The following is a 20,449-nucleotide window of genomic DNA, read 5'->3' on the forward strand; positions in this document are numbered from 1 at the left end:
GTCCTTTTAGCAGTTAAGCTGAAATCCTAGCAGGAAGCGCCGGACGAGCTTAATTCTTGAGAGCGTTTAATGCTAACAACGCTGCACCGAAAGCTGGTTCGGATCGGGGCAAAATTACCTTAGCATTCGGGGCGATCGCGCTTATCGCACTTTCAAACCTACCCCGGAAATTAGCTTCTGAACCCCACACACCTCCGATCGTCACAATTTCAAATTCTTCTGTGGGGCTAAACAGCGCTGAAATAGCTGTTTTGGTGGAAAATGTTAATTCTGCCACAGCACGACTAATAATGCCGTCAGCGACGCGATCGCCCTCTGCTGCTGCTCGATCGACAATCGGCGCTAAAGCTGCAATTTCTGTCACTCCCCAACCGCGCCGGTAAACGACTTCTACCAATTCTTCCAGGTTATTTAGACCTAAATGCTGTTGAAATTTTTGGGCCAGCACGGTAAACTCCGAGCGTCCGTCATAGAACTTCAAAGCAGCTTGCAAACCGGCAACAGCGATGTCATATCCGCTACCTTCATCGCCTAAAATATATCCCCAACCGCCGACTCGTTTAGTTTTCCCTTGACGGTTTTGCCCGAAAACGATCGAACCAGTTCCAGCAATAACGGCGATACCGACTGGATTGCCGATACCGCCCACAAGTGCGATCGCGCAGTCGCTGCAAATTACGATATTTCTGGGCAAGAGCGATCGGGTTACTGGTAAAGTATTCGTCAACTGCAAGTTCTGCACTACAAATTGCACTATTTCAATATCTTTTGGACGCGCGACGCCGGCTAGTCCCAGACAAATTGCTTCTATGTTGAGATTGCTATTTGGCTCTATTTTAGCGGACAGAACTGCTCGTTCGATTGCCACTTCAATTGATTGTTTTGCTGTCTCGATTCCCTGCGTTTGATAATTTGAGGGCCCTGCTTCCCCCCGTCCCAAAACAACTCTGTTTTCGTCTATTAAGATGCAGATAGTTTTAGTTCCGCCGCCGTCGATGCCGAATACGTAACTCATGGATAATTTAGAGAATGAACCGCATAGCAAGCCCGACATACGCAGATATCTCTATTCTACGCTTGATATAATTAGATTAAATCGACAGGGCAATGCTAATAATAATTAAACCAAATAAAGCCAGCCAAACGACATTTCGCTGACACCAATTTTTGATTGATTGGGGCCAGCCACCACTGATATAACGGCTCGTCTGTGGTACCAGCGGCTCAGCTCGATCGTGATAAAGCGTGCATTCTTTGGCGAAGGGACGCTGCGGGTAGTTGCAGGTGTCGTCTTCGTGGTAAGTACAGGTAGCGCACAGAAATTCTGCGGATGCCGATCGATAAAGCGGGATACCCGGATGACCGAAAGCTTTGAGAGGGGTTTTGCAGTGGGTGCAGGCGATCGCTCGGGAGTCTACAGGTTGGTGACAGCGGGGACACTCAGGCATTGGATAGCAGGGTGATGGGGTAATTTTGTCGGGAGGCTTATTAGCGGGTTTTCCGAACGCCGATTGGCGGGTTAAACTCGCCAGCAGGCTGCTGGATGCTCCAAAATAGAAAGGTAGGTCAGTGCTGATGTAACTAAAATTGTACAAAGGGTTTCGCAGCGACCGCAGGCGACCTGAGCCGATCGGGTATTTTGGGGCAAACAGTAGGAAAAATCTATGGATAACAATAGCAACTTACTCAAACAACTGGTAATGCTGGGCATTGGTACTACATCCTTGGTGGCGGAGAAATTGCAGGAAGCCAGCGAGCAATGGGTCAAAGATGGCAAAATCAATCCCGAGCAAGCCAAAACCTTTGTCGATGACGTGACTGAACATCTCAAGTCCGAGCAGGGCAATTGGGATACGCAGTTGCAGCGCCAACTCCGGAATATGCTGCAAGATATGGGCGTTCCCCGACAGTCGGAAATGGATGAGTTGCGCGGCAGGCTCGATCGTCTCGAACGTCAGATGCGGGATCTAGAAAACCGTAACTGGCGCTAAGTGCGATCGCGCGCTCTCGCTGCGATCTTGTGATAAAATTGTCACCCGAACGCAGAAGGCTCAATCAGGCACTTATGAATGAAAGCAGAAGGTAGAATTACAAAGATTCTGACTTCATACTTTCTTTTGCCTTTAAAATTAACTGGCAGCCGCTATTTTTGGGCGGAAAAGTTCAGATAAAATTTTGTAGTTCTTGTTGTACTAGATGTCTTAGATATCTGAGATATCGCGGTTAAAAGTGTCAGGAGGATTAATTTTGCAAGGAATTCTGGTCAGCTTGGGCGTAATGCTGGTTTGCTTTGTGTTTTTGATAGTCGCTCAAATGAGCGGCTATGTACCTACAGCAGTTGCCTCCGAAGTGAATAATCCTGTAACCGATGCTGCGCTTGAGATACTCTCAGCGAAGTCTTTCACTGAAGATAGCTTGCTAGTAGCTGATGCTAATTTACCAAAAGAACCAGCTACTATTGCTGGCAATAACATGACTGGAAATACAGAGAAAACTGAAAATACTGAGAAAACTGTTACCACAGGTTCAGGTCTGAAATATGTTGAATTGAAAGAAGGTAATGGGGCGACTCCAAAAATCGGTCAGACGGTTGTAGTGCACTACACTGGCACTTTGGAGGATGGCACGAAATTTGATAGTTCGCGCGATCGCAATTCTCCTTTTCAGTTCAAAATTGGCGTCGGTCAAGTAATTAAGGGTTGGGATGAAGGTGTCGGTACAATGAAAGTTGGAGAACGCCGCAAGTTGATTATTCCGCCTGAATTAGGTTATGGTGCTCGCGGTGCGGGCGGGGTGATTCCTCCTAATGCTACGCTGATTTTTGATGTGGAATTATTGAAAATCGCTGGCTAGGTAGCTTAACTTAACTAAGCGTAAAACTTTGACGGTGTGGAGAAACCCGGTTTTTTTAAGAAACCGGGTTTCTGTGTAAATCCTGGTTGATTTAAGTAAATTGACCTAATTAAACGTAAAATATCGATCGCGCTCAAGCTTGCTGTGTGTTCCTTCTTCCTTCTTCCTTCTTCCTTCTTCCTTCTTCCTTCTTCCTTCTTAAGAGCGCTTCGGAGATGCGAGATTGCGGAAGGAGGTATATTGAGCGTCAAATAATAGTTTGATGATTCCTGTGGGGCCGTTTCTGTGTTTGGTGATGATTACTTCGGCAATTCCGCGATCGGGCGAATCAGGGTTATAGTATTCATCACGGTAAAGCATAATTACTAAGTCGGCGTCTTGCTCGATCGAATTATGGGCATATAAACCTTGTGTGGCAAAGCTTTCAAGATTTTCGACTGTTATATCGTAAACCATTTCTTCACCACAAAAATCAATTTTCTTCACCTTATCCCAATAGATATCGCTAACAGCTAGCTTGCATATCTCTTCGGCATCCAAAATATTCCCTAACTGATGTGTGCGTTCTCGACCAATATCACATTTGTAATCCGTTGTGGCTGAATAACGCATACCCAAGCAATCTTGCATCTGTTTGATGGTTAAACCAAGGCGTTTTTGGGCAAGATTGACTTGAGTTCGCCAAAGTTCATTCGGAATTAAATCCCGATTTGTCTTCCCACATTCAGAATTATTGAGATATACTTTCACATCTTCTAAACTGGATTTTTTATAATTACCAACTGCACCGATTACATTCGCAAATATTTCTATATCTGACTTTCCTCCCAACCAAACTTGATATTGTGTACGTCCTTTTCCACCTTGAGAAACAACTCTGACAGCCGCATTGATGTTCAGTCTAAGCAACAGAGAACGGACTCCTCTGGCTAACTTCTCGCTACTAGAGGCATAATAAATAGCTGGATAAAGACATTTCTTCCCTTTAGCCGGTTTGATACAACCATCAGTTGCCCATAGGTGTCGAAGGAAAAGAGCGATCGATTCTTGGGGTTGGGTAAATACTAAACTGGGAATAAATTTTTCATGGGAACGTAAACCAAAGACTTCTAATTGTTCTAGCCATTTAGTAATCGGATTTTTAATATTGGGAGCGAGATGATAACTAGCAGGGAGATAAACTTGATACCAATCACGTTCGCGTTTGATACGGGAATTAATTTCATCACCAAATACTTCTGTAGCCAAATGTGCAACTAATTCAGCTAAATCTAATTCTCGCGTCGTGTACTGAATACTATGTCGGGGTAAAGTACAACCATCACCAATTAAATGTCCTAGTAAAGCTAATTCAGCATTACCCATCGTCTGCACTTCAGTACAAGGAATAGATCGAGGTATAGCAATCCGATCGCCTATTTTTAATTCATCTAAACGCTTCCAACCATCTGATGCAAAGAACTTATGATTGCCTGTTGCTTTAATTGAATTTCCCAAGCTAGTTGTCATCTCCCAGACTGGCTTTACCCCTGTACAAAAAGCATTAGTCACTATCGCTTTTTCCTGTTTCAGGGTATGTGAATTTAATCCCCAAACAGCAAAGCCAGATTTACCGACCAAATCGCGAATCGGGACTTCTAATCCACTATCAGCCATAGTAACTAAACTATCACCACTCAGACATCCACTTTCCCGTAAATCCGACATCATCGGCCGCTTATTTGTCCTGGCTTCCACACTTCGACTCAACTGAGACAAAGCAATAATCGGCACGTTGATCTCGCGGGCTAAACCTTTGAGACTTCTTGTAATTCGAGATAATTCTTGCACGCGGTTGTCGCTGCTACCTTCCATTAATTGCAGGTAATCTAGCAAGATTAATCCGAGAGATCCGCCTTGTTCTGCTTGGAGGCGGCGGACTTTGGAGCGAATCTCCATCACGGTAATATTAGGAGTATCATCAATAAACAGCGGTAGTTCTGATAAGTTACCAATGGCTGTACTGATGGGTTCCCATTCATTTTGACTGATTCTGCCCGATCGCAACCTATTACTTTCTATTTTGGCTTCACTGGACAGAATACGCTGCACTAGCTGTTCTTTCGACATTTCCAAGCTAAAAACGGCAACCGGTAATTTTTGCCCTCCGGCGGCGATGTGGTGCGCGATGTTGGTACAAAAGGCCGTATTGTGAACGCAGATATCATTAGCCACAAAATTGTGTGTCTCCGGGATAGTTAAGTCATAGACTTGCTTGTTTCCCATCGGTTCGATCGAAACTATTTCATCCCAGTAAACCTCGCTATCTGCCAGTTGTTTCAGCCACGAATTATTTAAAGCAGTTGCTAAAACCAAAAGTCTTTGCCTGGACAGCGCACGTTGACCAACGTGAATATTGGAATAACCTTTGATGCCTGCGCGTTTTGCTAAGGATGCCCAAGATTCGTTGCCTTTGGCTAATGCTATGTATTCCCAAACCTCGACAGGAATTAAATCACGGTTATTGTGAGATTTTTTGTTTTCTAGTGCTTCTTTAACTTTAAACAATGCTTCTTCTTTGCCAAAAATGCCAATCTCTGATATAAATATTTTGATAGATATAGCATCAGTAATATCTATAAACCAAGCTGGATTACGAGTATTTTTATATTTAACTAAACGTTTTTTGAGGGCGGCAATGATGCCAAATCTCAGCAGTAGATGCTGTACGTGTCTAGCTAGTCCTTCGCTGACAGAACAGTAGCCTAGTTGAGATTGACCGCTGGTAAGTAGGGTAGCCCAGCCGTCAGTGGAAAAGAGGCGGTTGAGGAAAAGGGCAATTTGCGATCGCTCCAATCTAAAAACTATGTCTGGTACTGTTTTCTGGTGAGCATTTTTTCCCATCAGACCTAATTCTTCTAACCAGTATCTCAGCGGGTTTTGATGCAAGGTATTAATAGCCTCCATTCCCGGGCCGGCTAGTTTTTTGGGAGCGACATCTAAAGTTTCACAGATGCGACTAAATAATTTTTGCTTTGGGAATGCCAATCCTAGCACCCAATCCGAGGCTAAATCGGGTGAAACCTTCAATATTTTAGCAAATTCTTTAACATACAAATGTTGTTCTTTAAGGACTTTTTGCAAATTCAGACCAAAGAAAGATATTTTGTCTTTGTAACTGTCTCGATCGCCCATGACGTAATATTCTGGTGCGCGTCTCCCTTGATCGTTGTATCGCAGCCTAAGACCTCCGAAGCTAGTAGCAGCCTTAGCAAAGTCTTCTAGTATAGCAGTATTTCCATTGGTGAAGTGCGGCGCGCTGCGTGTCAAACACCCATCGCCAATTAGATAAGCCAATAACTTAACTTCACAGTCACGAATGGTTTCTTTACCAAAAACATCCATCCTGCGGGGTACAGCAATTTTATCGCCTGCTTGTATTTCCCCCAACTGCCGCCAACCCTTAATTGTTAAAAATGGGTGTGTAATTGTAGTTTCTATAAAGCGTCCCAATCTGGTTGTGACGCGAAATACAGGCTTAATTCCATCATCTATAAAAGCAGATGGTCTAGTTAGATGAAACTTCCAATCTTTTCCTAAAGTTAGTAATTCAGCTTGACGTTTTTGATAGATTTCTTCAATGGTAGCAAGGCTTCCATCGCTTTGAAGCGTTATGGTAGAGTTTGCTTGGCATTTGCCCATTGCCGGCCTGGCAGCAACGATGATTAAATCCGATCGCTGAAAGCCGCCTGTCATGGCATCTAAATCATAAAAACCGCACGGAATACCGGGAAGCGTGAGGCCTTCATTGCGATTTTCTAAGTCTTGAAATGTTTGGTTTAGGGTTTCGCCGATCGATACTAAATCTTGTTGCGGGCGGTCTTGAGTGATGCCGAAAACTTCTTGTTCGGCACGGTCTAAGACTGTTTCTAGTGGCGCTGATGTCTCGTAACCTAATTGTACTATGTTGTTGCCCGCTTCGATCAATCGGCGCCGCTGATATTTGTCTTCGACTAAAGCTGCATATTGGTCGATGTTGACTGCTGAAACTGTGCGATCGACTAATTGTGCTAATTTAGTTAATCCTCCGACTTGTTCTAACTGGTTGCGATCCGTCAGCCAAGTCGTTACGGTCATTAAATCCGTCGGTTGACCTTGCAAAAATAGCCCTAATGCCGATCGATAAATGACTTGATGAGCGGTGATGGCAAAAAACTCTGGTCGCAAGATTTCAGAAATTCGGGAAATAGCTTCGGGGTCGATTAAAATCCCGCCCAAAATTGCTTCCTCTGCCTCTATATTTGTCGGCATCAAATCGCTCATTAGTCAATAGTTATTGGTTATTGGTTATTGGTTATTGGTTATTGGTTATTGGTTATTGGTTAGTGGTTATTGGTTAGTGGTTATTGGTTATTGGTTAGTGGTTAGTGGTTATTGGTTAGTGGTTAGTGGAAAAACAAATGACAATGCCCTATGCCCTATGCCCTATGCCCTATGCCCAATTCCCTATGCCCAATTCCCTATGCCCAATTCCCTATGCCCAATTCCCTATGCCCTATGCCCAATTCCCAATTCCCAATTCCCAATTCCCAATACCAAATTACATCGGGACAACTTGAACATCAACTTCGGCGGTAACTTCTGCGTGGAGTTTGATTTCAGCTTTGTATGTACCAGTGCCGCGAATTTCGGGCAGGGTGATGCCGCGCCGATCGACTTCTTGACTGGTAGAGTTGAAGATCAGCTCTGCTACTTCTTGGTTGGTGACTGTACCAAAAATCGCGTCTCCTTCGCCGACTTGCTTGGAGATGATGAAAGGCCCGGCTGCTTCCAGGGCGGTTTTGCGGACTTCGGCTTGCTGCTTGAGCTCTAGCTGGCGCAGTCTTTCTTCTTCTCTGCGGCGGGCTGCTTGCTTGAGAATGCCGGGAGTGGCTTTAAATCCCATTCCTTGGGGTACTAGGTAGTTGCGGGCGTAGCCTGGGGCTACTTCTACTACGTCGCCAGCTTTGCCGAGTTTGCTGACATCTTTGTTTAAAACTAATTGGACGCGCTTGGCCATGATCGTTGATTGTGGGGTTTTAACTGCAACTTTCTATAATAGCGAAGTTTGACGGGCGATCGCAAGGGAGAAGGAAGAGTTGGCAGTTGGCAGTTGGCAGTTGGCAGTTGGCAGTTGGCAGTTGGCAGTTGACAGGACTAAGAGTCCTTCTTAATCAGGTTCGTAGTAAGGACGAAGAGTCTTCTCCGATTTCTGCACCACCTTCGCTGTAGACGGATGAATGCACCAAAAATGATATCTCATCCTTATTCCGTGGGACTTCTGTCAACTGTCAACCGTCAACCCTTCGACGGATCTGACTGACAAGCTGTCAACTGTCAACTGTCAACTGTCAACTGACTGCGAACCTATTATGGGTTTTTTAGCTTTGGGCCGATCGCCCGCGCTACTGTAGCAACTAACTGGGTTGGATCGATCGGCTTAGATAAGTGCTTTTGAAATCCGGCTTGCAAAACTTGACGCTCGTTGGCTTCTCCAGCATAGGCTGTTAGGGCGATCGCCACTAGCCCCCGATACTCGGGCGCGAGCTGAGTGCGGATGTGACGGATCAGCATATACCCGTCCATCTCGGGCATTCCGATGTCGCTGACGATCAGATCCGGTGCAGTTTGGGCGATCGACAGCAGCACCTCAGCAGCAGATGACAGGGAAATCACCTCTGCACCCGCGTCCTCTAGCACGAAGGCGACAAAATCGCGCGAGTCCGGCTCATCATCTACTACCAAAATTCTCAATCCAGCGAGCGGCAAAGATGAAAGATTGGCACTCTCAGATGAATGACGTTCTGTCTCATCCTGCGTTCTAGAATCATCATTTAATAGCGGTAATCTCACCGTAAACGTCGCTCCTTGACCTTCTCCGGGGCTTTCTGCAAACACCCTTCCGCCGTGAAGTTCAATCAGTTGGCGGACGATCGCCAATCCCAATCCCAAACCGCCAAATTTGCGAGTTGTGGCGCCGTCTTCTTGTCGGAAATGCTCGAAAACATAGGGCAAGAAATCGGGAATAATCCCTTTACCCGTGTCTGAAACTTGAATTTGAACTTCGTGTGCGATTTGCGCTAATTTAACTTCTACTCGACCGCCTTCGGGCGTGAATTTCACCGCGTTAGATAACAAGTTCCACACAATTTGCTGCAAGCGACCTGTATCGCCGACAACGAGTCCGATATCTGGATTTAAGATTGTTTGAATTTGAATCTTTTTAGCTTCGGCTGCTAGTTGCACGGTTTCCAAAGCAGACAAGATAATGGTGCCGACATTCACCGGAGCAACATTCAATCTGAGTTTTCCTTGCAGAATCCGAGACACGTCGAGCAAGTCTTCGATTAATTGAGATTGCAGTCGGGCGTTGCGTTCGATCGTCTCGAAGGCTTGGGCGGTTTTAGCCGCGCTCAGTTTGCCGCCGAGCAGCAGTTGCGACCAGCCTAAAATCGGATTTAAGGGCGATCGCAACTCGTGAGAAAGCACCGCCAAAAACTCGTCTTTAATCCGGTTAGCTCGTTCGGCTTCCGCGCGCGCCGTTTGTTCCAATTGCAGAACCATATCGCGCTCGGTTTCCACTTGTTTGCGCTCTGTAATGTCGATCGCAGAACCGATATAACCCTCAAATTGTCCGCTGTCGGTAAATCTGGGAGCCGCCGCATCCAGCGCCCAAGAATATCCGCCATCTTTGCGCCCCAAGCGAAATTCCATGCTGTAATGTTCCTGGCGTTCGTTGGCCCTCAAAAATCCGTTAAGGGCGTATTCTCGGTCTTCTGGATGCACCGCGTTTATCCAACCAAATCCCAAACCTGTTTCCTCAGTTTGACCTGTGAATTCATACCAGTTGTCGCTCAAGAAAGTGCAGTAGCCTGTAGAGTCTGTTACCCAGACCATAAATGGAGCGTTGTTAGCCATATAGCGGAATCGCTGTTCGCTCTCTTGCAGCGCGGCTTCTGATTGTTTGCGTTCTGTGATATCCCGACAGACAATCACTCCGCCTGTGATTTCTCTGCTGGTATCAACTACCGGATAACCGCTGATACTGATCCAGCGACCTTCGCAATCTTGGTGGCGGACAAATATCGCTACATCATTGACATATTCACCTTTGATTGCTCTGGTTAGAGGTAGTTCCTCCTCGGGGAAAAGGGTTTTTTGGTCTGGCAAAAATAGTCCGTAGGTGTTCGACCATTCCTGAGAGGATTTTTCATTGGTTAGCTGACCGAATATTCTCACGGCGGCGCGGTTAAACAGCACAAACTCCCCTTGTTGGTTGGCGAGAATCAAACCGTCACCAATGCTGTCTATAATTACTTGGAGTAACTTCGTTTTTTCTTGCAGTGCGACTTCGGCTCGCTTGCGTTTTGTGATGTCGTTGGAGATGCCAATCAAGCCGATTACTTCTCCGGCTTCGTTGCGGTAGGGAGCTTTCATTCCCAGAAAAGTCCGAACGCCATCGGGAGATTCTTCGACGATTTCTGTTTGACCGGATTCCATAATCCGCCGATCGTTTTCCGAGACTGTGGCTCCCAGTTCTGCTACTGCGTATAAATCGCGATCGCGCCGGCCAATTACTTCAGCAGCAGGTTTTCCCAGCGCCTCCAGGGTGGCTGGATTGGCATAAATAATACATCCTTGTCGATCTTTAACAAAAATTGGCGTGGGCGCTGACTCGTTAATTACGTTCAAAATTGCATTTTTTTGCCGCAGTTCTTCTTCTGTGCGTTTGCGATCGCCAATATCGCTCCAATAAGCCGTAAGTCCATCGGCTGCTGGATAGACGCTGACTTCTATATACCTTTGAAGCGACGGCGAAAACTCTTCAAACTTGACAGAAACTTGCTCGGAAACGACTCGATGAAATTCTTGATACAGCCTTGAGTTGGATTCTGCTTCGGCGGGGAATATCTCCCAGATCGATCGACCTAACAAGTCGTTTCTCGATCGCACCAGAAGTTTTTCAGCAGTGGCATTAACGTAGGTATAGCGCCATTGTGCATCGATCGCGATAAAGGCATCGGTAATACTTTCGATAATATTGCTGACTTGCTGGTTTGCCAATTGCAGCGCGAGTTCAGCGTTTTTGCGATCGGTGATTACTTCGGAAAAAATCATGATCCCGCCAATCTCACCGCTGTTGGTTCGCCAAGGGTGAATTTCCCAGCGCACCCAGTCTATCGAACCATCAGCGCGGGGAAACGGATCTTCTGGACACATTTCGACTGCTCCCGCCAGACAGCGCTGGTGGATTTGTCTCCAACGATCGGACAATTCTGGAAATATCTCGTAGTGCGATCGACCTACAATGTTTTGAGCGCCCAGCCCGTAACTTTCCAGCCAGCGATCGCTCACCAGCATATACCGCATCTGGCGGTCAAACATCGCCACCCCCGCAGGCGAATGTTTGACGAACAGCCGCAGTTGCTCTGACTGTTCCCGCAGGCGATTTTCCGCCTGTTTGCGATCGCTGATGTCTTTGAAAAGTATGGCGACTTTGCGGCTCTGGGGCTCGCTCGTGCGGAACGCTGAAACCTCAAACCAGCGGTTCATGGCTTCGGAGCCGTGTTCAAAGCTCGCTGGTTCGCCTGTCAGCGCAACTTTGCCGTAGATCTCGAACCAATAATTTTCGAGTTCTGGAACGAGCTGCCGCGCAGTTTTGCCCGCAGCTTGTACGAGTCCGGTTTGTTTCTCAAAGGCCGGATTGATTTCCAAAAAGCGGTAATCGATCGGCTTTTGGTTGTCGTCAAACAGTATTTGGATGACGCAAAAGCCTTCGTCTAGGGACTCAAACAAAGTGCGGTAGCGTTCCTCAGAGTCGCGCAAAGCTGCCTCCGCTCGTTTGCGATCGCTAATATCCACAAACGCCGAGACACAGCCGCAGACTGCGCCCTGTGCGTCAAATAACGGCACCGCATTCATCAACCAATCAAACGTCGCCCCATCCGATCGCACCATTTGAAATTCCGCATCTCGCAATTCGGCACCCGAAGCCGCCGCCCGCTGCATTGGGTGCTCTTCTGGCGGGATTTCCTGGCCGTTGCTAAGCAGTCTGAAGGGAAGGAGTGCGGCTTCGTCTCCGCTTGCAGAAACATTGGCATCCGGCCGCACTGTTAGCATCGACTGAGCAAACCTGTTAGTGCGAATTACATTACACTCTGGATCGTGGGCGATCGCGATCCCGACGGGTACAGCATCAAATATTGATTGCAGTTCGTTAACTCTGCGCTGTAGTTCCTGGTTGAGCCGTTGAATTTCTTTTTTGCGAGCTTTGCGATCGGTAATTTCGTGTACCATCACATTCACGCCCAGCACGCGATCGTCCTGGGCTTTCAGCGGATAGAGACTCAACAGCCAACTACGTTCTACTCCCGGCTGCGCTGAGTTTTCCCCGTGAATTTCGAGCTGTTCGACGGGAACTTTAGTGGCGATAACTTCTCGGTAAAGCGGCTCTAAATCATCTGCTTGTTGTGGCAAGATTTCCCGCAATGTTTTACCGATGTGGGCGGCGGCGGGAACTCCGTTAATTTCTGCGAGGCGCGAGTTGATGCGGACAAATCGCAAGTCGGTATCGATAAAGCAAAGTCCGATCGGCGCGCTAGCATAAATTGCCTCGATTTCTGCTAGTTGTTGGTGCGCCGTTTGCCCTTGTTTAATAAAAGCAGCCCGATCGGCTTTCTGCTCGGTAACATCTTGAAAATAAACGGCAATTCCCGATGCGATCGGATAAGCTCGTACCGCATACCAAGCATTGAGCGGCCCATAAAAAGATTCAAAACTAACTGTAACTTGCTCTGTGGCGCAGCGGCGAAATTCCTGATCGAACAAACTGCCCGCAGACTCGGGAAACTCTTCCCAAACGGTGTTGCCGATCAAATCTTTCGAGAGTCGATTTATCCACCGCGCCGCTTGAGAATTAACGTAGGTAAACCGCCAGTTTCGATCCAAAGCAAAGAACCCGTCGGAAATACTTTCGAGGGTGTCTGACTGTTGTTGGGCGGGCGCGTCACCGACGAATCTTGGCCCAGGTTGACCGATTTCTATAAAGGTGGTAACTACGGCGTAGGGAGTCGATCGATCTCCCTGAAATAAAGGTTGAGAATTGATCTTCAACCAAATCAATTCTCCCTGTGGTTGATAGAAGCCCATGATGACATTTGAGCAGGGTTTCCCGGTTTGCAGCGCCACCATAGACGGGTGCGTCTCCCCAGGAAAATCCGAGCCATCTTCACGCAGAGTCTGCCACGGACAGTTGATGGAAGTGTTTCCCTGCATTTGTTCTGCTGTCATCCCCAACAGTTTCTCGGCGCGAGAATTGCACGCCTGAATGCTGCCGTCTGCCAATTGCAGAACCATCCCTACATCTGTTTGCAAAGCTGCACTCGGGTTGAGTGCTTTGTTAGAATCCTCTGAAACAGAGGAGTCTATTTTCGCTTGGGGTTCAGTATTGCCTAGATTTTTCATCTTTTAACAAAGATCGTTTTACTTGTGGCAAAGCTAATCGTACTCATCAATTATATATAAGGAAATAATCACAAAAACTTTTGATGCAAACAGGCTGACAATTCAAACCTCAGAGAGATGTCGATCGTTCTGCTGGAATTTCAATATCTCGACAATTTATTTTATACCAGAGCTCCACGCCTTGACCAGTTGTGTAAGCAAAGGCGAGAGGCAATTTTCTGGCTGTGGCAAATGAGCGATCGGTCTCATCATTATTCAACGTTTCTGTAGATTGCGATCGCCTGCTGTTGCTTGTTTTCGAGGGCGATCCGATCGCACTTGCGCGCAGGTAACGAAAAACCCAATTGCTTTAACTAAACCCGATCGCAAATTTTGGCAAGGCTATCTTGGTGTTAACGGTAAATGGCGATCGCATTTACCCAATATAGCGGTCTATTTTTCCTCCAGTGCCACGGCTCTTCTGATGTTTAGACCGATCGCCTTTTACTTTGGTTCGTGCCCCCAACTTAACCCAATACAGACATTTATAGCCCTTCTCAAAAAGATGAGGTACGCATGGGCATAGGGCATATGTCATAGCTCACTTTTTTGAGAAGGGCTATACCAGAAAGAATTGGTTGAAAGCCTCTCCTTTTTAAAGAAAAATTAAAATCAGACGATTCATTACTCCAAGACCCTTCCTTCTTTTGTCAACTGTCAATTGTCAACTGTCAACTGTCAACTGTCAACTGTCAAAATCGGTCTTTCATCCCGCGCAATCGAGCGAAGGTTTGCACTGAATCTTGACTGTTGGCGACTGACTGAAGACTCGGAAAATCCCAGCGCAAAAAGGGGTTTGTGCTTTTCTCGATGCCGATCGATGATGGTATTGTAGGTTGCGATCGGCTGCGAGCTTCTTTAACTGCTGCCAAGCGCTGCTGTAACTCAGGATTGTCGGGATCTACACTAATGGCAAATTGCAAGTTTGTCAGCGTGTATTCGTGGGCGCACCAAACTCTGGTATTGTCGGGCAAGTTTCGCAATTGTTCGAGGGAAGCTAGCATTTGGGCGGGAGTGCCTTCTTTGAGTCTGCCACAGCCTCCAGCAAACAAAGTGTCTCCACAGAACAATTCGCCGGTTTCCCCTGGGTTGCTGGGCGGGAAATAGTAGGCTATGTGGGCTTTTGTGTGGCCGGGCACGAAGAAAATTTCGGCGGTTCGATCGCCAAATTCAACGCGATCGCCCTGATGTAAAAATACTTGCTGTCCGGGAATTCTGCCTCGGTCTTCGGCGCCGCCGTAAACTGTAATTTGGGGGAAGCGATCGATCAGTTGCTGGTTGCCGCCTACGTGATCGCGATCGTGGTGCGTGTTGAAAATTGCGATTAATTCGGCTTTGAGCGATCGCACTTGCTGCAAGACCGGTTCTGCTTGCGCTGGATCGACCACTGCTACTGTATGGCGATCGGGGTCGTACAGCAAGAAAATGTAATTGTCCGACAGTACCGGAATCCGATAGACCTGCATAGAAAACAGCCTCTCTAGAAAAAATATTATACAATTAAAATATTGTGAGCGTGTTCCGAAGGCATAATGCAGAATTCTATAATCAGCGCATCTATCTTTGGAAGTAAAACTCTGATACATTGTTTCTGCTGTTCCACAAATTGCTTTGCAGTCTGGTACAGACGATTTTTAGGTCGAGAACTCCCAGCAGCTTTAAATATTCTGACATAAATGCGATCGAATAAATGCGAACATCTCAAAACAAATCCAACTTAACAATTTCTCAAATGGTCGATCGGATTGTCACGTCTGGCAAAATCTCTCGCCGGGAACATTTAGTTTTGACTTCTACGATCCTATCTGATGATAAAATTTCAGAGGAGGATCGATATCAAATCAATCGGATATTTGATTACATCCAAATTGGTCGCCTCAAGTTCATCGATTGAGCTGGTAAATTCACAAGATAATCCACAGTTGCAGTTAACGCCGATCCCCCCTAACCCCCCTTAAAAAAGGGGGGGACAAGAGAATTCTCACAGCCTCCTTAAAAATGGGGGGGACAAGAGAATTCTCACAAACCTTAAAAATGAGGGGACAAGAGAATTCTCAAAGCCCTCTTAAAAATCGGGGGACAAGAGAATTCTCACAGCCTCCTTAAAAAAGGGGGGGACAAGAGAATTCTCTTTCGTCCCCCTTCTTAAGGGGGATGCGAGGGGGATCTCCGGGGCATAAACAGGCTTAACCCAACCGTATTGCAATCTCATCGACAGTTACAGCTACAAAACAACCCAGAATAATATGAGTACAGAAAAACCAACAATTTTGGTAACAGGCGGAGCTGGATATATTGGCTCTCACGCAGTATTAGCGCTGAAAAATGCCGGTTACGGTGTAGTGATTTTAGATAATTTAGTTTACGGCCACCGAGATATAGTAGAGCAGGTTTTGCAAGTAGGGTTAGTAGTTGGTGATACAAACGATCGCGCACTTCTCGACAACTTGTTCGCCACCCACAACATTGCAGGGGTAATGCACTTTTCTGCTTACGCTTACGTCGGCGAATCTGTTACCGATCCAGCTAAATATTACCGGAACAACGTCATCGGCACGATTACACTTTTGGAAGCGATGATTGCTGCTGGGATTAAGAAATTGGTGTTTTCTTCTACTTGCGCGACTTACGGCGTACCGCAGAAAATCCCCCTCACCGAAGACCACCCGCAAAATCCGATCAATCCCTACGGTGCTACTAAGTTAATGGTAGAAAGGATCTTGTCAGACTTTGACGCGGCGTACAATTTTAAGTCTGTTTGTTTTCGCTATTTTAACGCCGCTGGAGCCGATCCGAACGGGTTGTTAGGAGAAGATCACAAGCCCGAAACTCACCTGATCCCGTTGGTGTTGTTCGCTGCTTTGGGAAAACGAGATTCGATCGCAATTTTCGGCACCGATTACGATACTCCTGACGGTACTTGCATTCGCGATTACATTCACGTTAACGATTTGGCGTCAGCTCACATTTTAGGGCTAGAATATTTGCTAAATGACGGCAAATCAGATTTCTTTAATTTGGGCAACGGTGGCGGGTTTTCGGTAAAAGAGGTGATTGAAACAGCCCGCCAAGTGACGGGAAAAGAGATTAAGGCTGTGGAGTGCGATCGGCGTCCGGGAGACCCGCCTAGTTTGGTTGGCAGCAGCAAAAAGGCGATCGAAACCTTGGGTTGGTCTCCAGAATATCCCGACATTAAGGATATTGTAACTCACGCTTGGCAGTGGCACCAAAAACGTCATCACCCTTAGTCTGTAGGGTGCGCGCCGCGCACCTTACCTTAACCAAAATAGCGACTATGTTGATAATATCTGCTAAATCGGGACAACTAGGCAACAGACTGCTGCTTTTTGCCAATTTCATAGCTTGGGCGATCGAGCATAATTGCACTGTCCTCAATCCAGCTTTTGAAGAATATGCAGAATTCTTTGTAGACACGAACAAAGATTTATTGTGCTGTTATCCTCCTCCATATTTTACCGTATCAGGTAACAGATTTATCAGAAATAAATATTTTAAACTCATCAATAATTTAAGCAATAAAAATATCTTTAAAACGCAAGAAATTACCAGAGAAAAGCCGTTTAATTGGATAAATTATCGGGATATTCAAGCAATAAAAAATAGTTCAATTGTTTGTTTTAAAGGCTGGTTATTTCGAGATGGCTGGTTTGTAGAAGATTTGCCAAAGTTGTATAAGTACGCCGATGAGATTAGATCCTACTTTACACCATTACAACAATATAAAATCAATGTAAATAGTTTGATATTGAATGTAAAAAATAACGCAGATACGATCGTTGGAGTTCACATCCGTCAAGGGGATTATGCTCAGCACCAAAAGGGGAGATACTTTTACACAACTGAGCAATACTTAGAAGTGATGAATTCAATAGTCAAACTATTTGAAGGTAACAAAATCAAGTTTTTGATTTGCTCTAATATTCAGCAAAATCCTAAGTTATTTGATGATTTTAACTGCGTTTTTGCTAACGGTCATTTAATCGAAGATATCTATGCTTTGGCTGAGTGCGACTATATTGTCGGGCCGCCTAGTAGTTATACTATGTGGGCTTCTTTTTATGGCGAAAAACCTCTTTATATGCTCAAAAATATCAATAAAGTAATTAACTTGAAAGATTTTGTGCATTTTTATGAATGGGAAGGAATTTTTAATTATCGAGATAACTGGAACGAGAGTTTTTGGGAGTGGACGCACTAATGAAACTAGCAACTAAGGGATTTATCACTATTTTAACAGGTCTTTACTCTTTCCAAGATTGCGTTCATTTTCTGGCGTCCGTCAGGAAATTTCACCAGGAACCAATTATTATTTTAATAGATAGAGTACCTCGAATTTTATATCCTTTACTTCAGGTGTTTGGAAATGTCATATTGCAAAGAGCACCCTCTCACGAAAATCCTGTTTTAGCGTCGCGCCAAGCCAAGCTGTCTTTGTACGGGGAATCTCTGTTTGAGAAAACTATTTATATGGATTGCGATATTTGTTTGCTGTCGCCAATAGATGAGGTTTTCGGCTATCTTGATGAGGTGGATTTGTTGGTGACAGAAGATGTGCAGCCTGCGATTGCGAAAGCGAGCAATTTATTAAGAGTCAAGCAAGATATTCTGTCAACTTTGCAGTCTGTGGGATTGCCACTAAACAAAAATACCATTCAATACAATGGCGGATTTATTGCTTTTACGAAAAGCAGTACAAATCAGGAATTGTTCGCGGAATTTAAGAAATATTTCGAGATAGTAGTGGCGCATCAAAATGTGCTACTTTTGAAAGACCAGGGTGCTTTTGCTGCTGCTATTGAATCTGTGAAACCGCAAATGAGAACATTGTCCCCTGTGTACAACTATTTGGATAAGTGGAAAGATGCTTATGCGATCGACAAACCGATAAAAGTCATGCACTGCACCTACCCCTACCGCCCGCAGTACGCAAAGAACGTCACGCGATCGCTTTTTACTCGAATAGTCGATCGCACCGCTAAAATATTTTTACCAAATCAAATTAACAATCCCTGGCGCTTAAAATAAACTTGACCAACTTACTACTCTAGGCCGTGCAACATTATACCAAAGAATTATATCAATACTTACAAACAACCTCCTACGAATCAGCCATAGAAATTATCCCTATCCTTTGGGAATTCGTGCAGCCCAAACGAGTAATTGATGTCGGTTGCGGTACGGGGACTTGGCTGTCCGCATTCCAAGAATTCGGCGTTGAAGATTTTTTAGGAATAGACGGTGATTGGGTAGATATCAAAATGCTAGAAATCCCTGAAAACAAGTTTTTAGCATTAGATTTAACCCAACCTTTGCGCGTCCAACAACAATTTGATTTAGTTGTTTCTCTAGAAGTAGCAGAACACTTGCCCCCAGAGTGTGCCCGAGTATTTATAGAGTCTTTAGTGAAGCTTGGCCCAGTGATTTTATTCTCTGCCGCAGTACCATTTCAAGGGGGAACAAATCACGTTAACGAACAGTGGCCAGACTATTGGGCGAAACTCTTTCAAGAGCAAGGATATGTGGCGATTGACTGCATGAGACATAAAATATGGCAAAATGAGCGAGTTAAATGGTACTACGCCCAGAATATACTTATATTTGCGAATCGGGAATATTTAACAACAAATCCAGTCTTGCAAAAAGAGGCAGCGAGAACTAACATTTTTCAGCTTTCCTTAATTCATCCGCAGCTTTACTTGCGAACGGCATCAGCAGCTACCAAATTAAGACAAGAAATCAAAGATATTTTAGCCTTAAAAGATCCAAGGATTTCACTGAAAAAAATATTTTTTGCTTTGCTACCCTTGACAAAAGATCGTTTAAGCAGGAAAATAAAGCAACTTTTTTAATAAAAAATTACCAAGTGAAAGTTTCATTAGTGGTGAGCGATTTGTCTGGAGGAGGTGCAATTCGTGCTTTTCTACTAGCTCAAGTCCTAATCGAGCTTAAATGTGATGTAGAAGTTGTGGGATTTCAGTTTGGTAAGGAATTGTATGCTATTCCTCCGACAGGCATCCCCGTATGTGCGATACCGGGGAAAAACTATCCAGGGTTTTTGATGGATGTTCAAAAATTATTGAAAAAAATCGATGGGGATATTATTTATGCAGTGAAACCTAAGCCTACAAGTTTTGGTTTATCGCTGCTCAAAAAACTCGATACTCGCCGCCCTCTCATTTTAGACATTGATGACTGGGAACTTAGCTGGTTCGGCGGTGACGAATGGAAATATCGCCCTTCTTTTAAGCAACTTTATCGAGATATTTTTAAACACAATGGTCAATTGCGAGAACCGGATCATCCGCTATATGTCAAGTGGATGGAAGGTTTAGTTTCCCGTGCTGATGCTGTCACCGTTGATACAGAGTTTTTAAAACAGCGTTTTGGTGGTGTATATTTGCCTAATGGTAAGGATACTGAAATGTTTGACCCTGTTAAATACAATCCTGAATTGAGCAGAGAGCGTTACGGCTTGTCGGGCTATAGAGTTCTGATGTTTCCCGGGGCGCCGCGACCTCACAAAGGTGTTGAGGATGTTTTGATGGCCCTCGAACAGTTAAATGAGCCCGATTTAAAATTAGCGATCGTCGGCGGAAGTCCTTATGATGATTATGATGATAGACTTATGCAACAATGGGGTCGTTGGGTTGTTAAACTGCCAAAATTTCCTGTGGAAACGATGCCGGAAGTTGTAGCGGCTGCTCACGTTGTCGTTGTTCCTCAGCGAGACACTCTGACAGCGGTGGCTCAGTTTCCGCTCAAGCTGACAGATGGCATGGCAATGGCTAAGCCTGTTTTGTCTACGCGCGTGGGAGATATTCCTACAATTTTAGGCGGAACTGGTTATTTAGTCGAACCTAGTTCTCCCGATCAAATTTCCCAAAAAATTAAATGGATATTTCAAAATTTTACAGCCGCCAATTTCCAAGGAATGAAAGCTCGGGAAAGATGCGTGAAAAAATATAGTATTCAAGCAATGGCACCGATACTTTCAGATATAATTGCAGGTAGCTATAGGTGAAATTGAAGCGACTGAATGGAGGAAGAAAAACTG

General features: G+C 45.3%; 15 protein-coding genes. 8 read left to right on the forward strand and 7 right to left on the reverse strand.

What is annotated here, in order from left to right; genetic code table 11:
- Positions 1–49: 49 nt before the first annotated feature.
- A complete protein-coding gene (locus JGK20_RS05390) occupies positions 50–1,015 on the reverse strand; it encodes a BadF/BadG/BcrA/BcrD ATPase family protein (protein WP_293229667.1) in 966 nt (321 codons plus the stop codon).
- 76 nt (positions 1,016–1,091) lie between these two features.
- Positions 1,092–1,448 carry a zinc ribbon domain-containing protein gene (locus tag JGK20_RS05395; RefSeq protein ID WP_293178492.1) on the reverse strand — a complete coding sequence of 119 codons (357 nt, stop codon included), beginning with the start codon at positions 1,446–1,448 and terminating at the stop codon, positions 1,092–1,094.
- Positions 1,449–1,664: 216 nt separating this feature from the next.
- Here JGK20_RS05395 and JGK20_RS05400 point away from each other — a divergent pair, with 216 nt between their 5' ends.
- Positions 1,665–1,991, forward strand: a complete 327-nt coding sequence (locus JGK20_RS05400; protein ID WP_265235356.1) for a phasin family protein — start codon at positions 1,665–1,667, stop codon at positions 1,989–1,991.
- Positions 1,992–2,247: 256 nt separating this feature from the next.
- A complete protein-coding gene (locus JGK20_RS05405) occupies positions 2,248–2,853 on the forward strand; it encodes an FKBP-type peptidyl-prolyl cis-trans isomerase (protein WP_293207258.1) in 606 nt (201 codons plus the stop codon).
- A 198-nt stretch (positions 2,854–3,051) separates the two neighbouring features.
- Here the strand turns inward: JGK20_RS05405 and JGK20_RS05410 are convergent, their stop codons facing one another.
- The 5 genes from JGK20_RS05410 to gloB all read right to left on the reverse strand — a co-directional run bounded on the left by JGK20_RS05410 (position 3,052) and on the right by gloB (position 14,840).
- On the reverse strand, positions 3,052–7,155 hold the full coding sequence (locus tag JGK20_RS05410) for a replicative DNA helicase (RefSeq protein WP_293229670.1): 4,104 nt from the start codon (positions 7,153–7,155) through the stop codon (positions 3,052–3,054).
- 277 nt (positions 7,156–7,432) lie between these two features.
- Positions 7,433–7,891, reverse strand: a complete 459-nt coding sequence (gene rplI / locus JGK20_RS05415) for a 50S ribosomal protein L9 (protein ID WP_293127513.1) — start codon at positions 7,889–7,891, stop codon at positions 7,433–7,435.
- Between the two features lie 350 nt (positions 7,892–8,241).
- Positions 8,242–13,335, reverse strand: a complete 5,094-nt coding sequence (locus JGK20_RS05420; RefSeq protein ID WP_293229673.1) for a PAS domain-containing protein — start codon at positions 13,333–13,335, stop codon at positions 8,242–8,244.
- A gap of 109 nt (positions 13,336–13,444) precedes the next feature.
- Positions 13,445–13,594, reverse strand: coding sequence for a hypothetical protein (locus JGK20_RS05425; RefSeq protein WP_293196482.1), 150 nt, complete (start codon positions 13,592–13,594; stop codon positions 13,445–13,447).
- A gap of 472 nt (positions 13,595–14,066) precedes the next feature.
- Positions 14,067–14,840 carry a hydroxyacylglutathione hydrolase gene (gene gloB / locus JGK20_RS05430; RefSeq protein WP_293178406.1) on the reverse strand — a complete coding sequence of 258 codons (774 nt, stop codon included), beginning with the start codon at positions 14,838–14,840 and terminating at the stop codon, positions 14,067–14,069.
- Between the two features lie 224 nt (positions 14,841–15,064).
- Between gloB and JGK20_RS05435 the strand changes: the two genes are divergently transcribed.
- The 6 genes from JGK20_RS05435 to JGK20_RS05460 all read left to right on the forward strand — a co-directional run bounded on the left by JGK20_RS05435 (position 15,065) and on the right by JGK20_RS05460 (position 20,416).
- Complete coding sequence (locus JGK20_RS05435) at positions 15,065–15,268, forward strand: hypothetical protein (RefSeq protein ID WP_293178403.1); 204 nt, start codon at positions 15,065–15,067, stop codon at positions 15,266–15,268.
- 352 nt (positions 15,269–15,620) lie between these two features.
- The gene (gene galE, locus JGK20_RS05440; protein ID WP_293178400.1) at positions 15,621–16,622 is read left to right on the forward strand and encodes a UDP-glucose 4-epimerase GalE; all 1,002 of its coding nucleotides are present in this window, start codon (positions 15,621–15,623) and stop codon (positions 16,620–16,622) included.
- Between the two features lie 47 nt (positions 16,623–16,669).
- Positions 16,670–17,593: an alpha-1,2-fucosyltransferase gene (locus JGK20_RS05445; RefSeq protein WP_293178397.1), complete on the forward strand. Its 924-nt coding sequence runs from the start codon at positions 16,670–16,672 to the stop codon at positions 17,591–17,593.
- Positions 17,593–18,420 (forward strand): hypothetical protein, encoded by an 828-nt coding sequence (locus JGK20_RS05450; protein ID WP_293178394.1) that lies wholly within the window; start codon positions 17,593–17,595, stop codon positions 18,418–18,420. The genes JGK20_RS05445 and JGK20_RS05450 overlap by 1 nt, the downstream gene beginning before the upstream one ends.
- A gap of 26 nt (positions 18,421–18,446) precedes the next feature.
- Positions 18,447–19,244, forward strand: coding sequence for a class I SAM-dependent methyltransferase (locus tag JGK20_RS05455; RefSeq protein WP_293203539.1), 798 nt, complete (start codon positions 18,447–18,449; stop codon positions 19,242–19,244).
- Between the two features lie 14 nt (positions 19,245–19,258).
- Positions 19,259–20,416 (forward strand): glycosyltransferase family 4 protein, encoded by a 1,158-nt coding sequence (locus JGK20_RS05460; protein ID WP_293178391.1) that lies wholly within the window; start codon positions 19,259–19,261, stop codon positions 20,414–20,416.
- Positions 20,417–20,449: the final 33 nt, after the last annotated feature.

Source organism: Microcoleus sp. PH2017_05_CCC_O_A, assembly GCF_020738785.1.
GTDB lineage: Bacteria > Cyanobacteriota > Cyanobacteriia > Cyanobacteriales > Microcoleaceae > Microcoleus.

What these genes read in the sequence shown, in the direction of transcription:
- JGK20_RS05390 (WP_293229667.1), bottom strand. Translation starts at nt 1,015, where the DNA reads ATGAGTTACGTATTCGGCATCGACGGCGGCGGAACTAAAACTATCTGC.
- JGK20_RS05395 (WP_293178492.1), bottom strand. Translation starts at nt 1,448, where the DNA reads ATGCCTGAGTGTCCCCGCTGTCACCAACCTGTAGACTCCCGAGCGATC.
- JGK20_RS05400 (WP_265235356.1), top strand. Translation starts at nt 1,665, where the DNA reads ATGGATAACAATAGCAACTTACTCAAACAACTGGTAATGCTGGGCATT.
- JGK20_RS05410 (WP_293229670.1), bottom strand. Translation starts at nt 7,155, where the DNA reads ATGAGCGATTTGATGCCGACAAATATAGAGGCAGAGGAAGCAATTTTG.
- rplI (WP_293127513.1), bottom strand. Translation starts at nt 7,891, where the DNA reads ATGGCCAAGCGCGTCCAATTAGTTTTAAACAAAGATGTCAGCAAACTC.
- JGK20_RS05420 (WP_293229673.1), bottom strand. Translation starts at nt 13,335, where the DNA reads ATGAAAAATCTAGGCAATACTGAACCCCAAGCGAAAATAGACTCCTCT.
- gloB (WP_293178406.1), bottom strand. Translation starts at nt 14,840, where the DNA reads ATGCAGGTCTATCGGATTCCGGTACTGTCGGACAATTACATTTTCTTG.
- JGK20_RS05435 (WP_293178403.1), top strand. Translation starts at nt 15,065, where the DNA reads ATGCGAACATCTCAAAACAAATCCAACTTAACAATTTCTCAAATGGTC.
- galE (WP_293178400.1), top strand. Translation starts at nt 15,621, where the DNA reads ATGAGTACAGAAAAACCAACAATTTTGGTAACAGGCGGAGCTGGATAT.
- JGK20_RS05445 (WP_293178397.1), top strand. Translation starts at nt 16,670, where the DNA reads ATGTTGATAATATCTGCTAAATCGGGACAACTAGGCAACAGACTGCTG.
- JGK20_RS05450 (WP_293178394.1), top strand. Translation starts at nt 17,593, where the DNA reads ATGAAACTAGCAACTAAGGGATTTATCACTATTTTAACAGGTCTTTAC.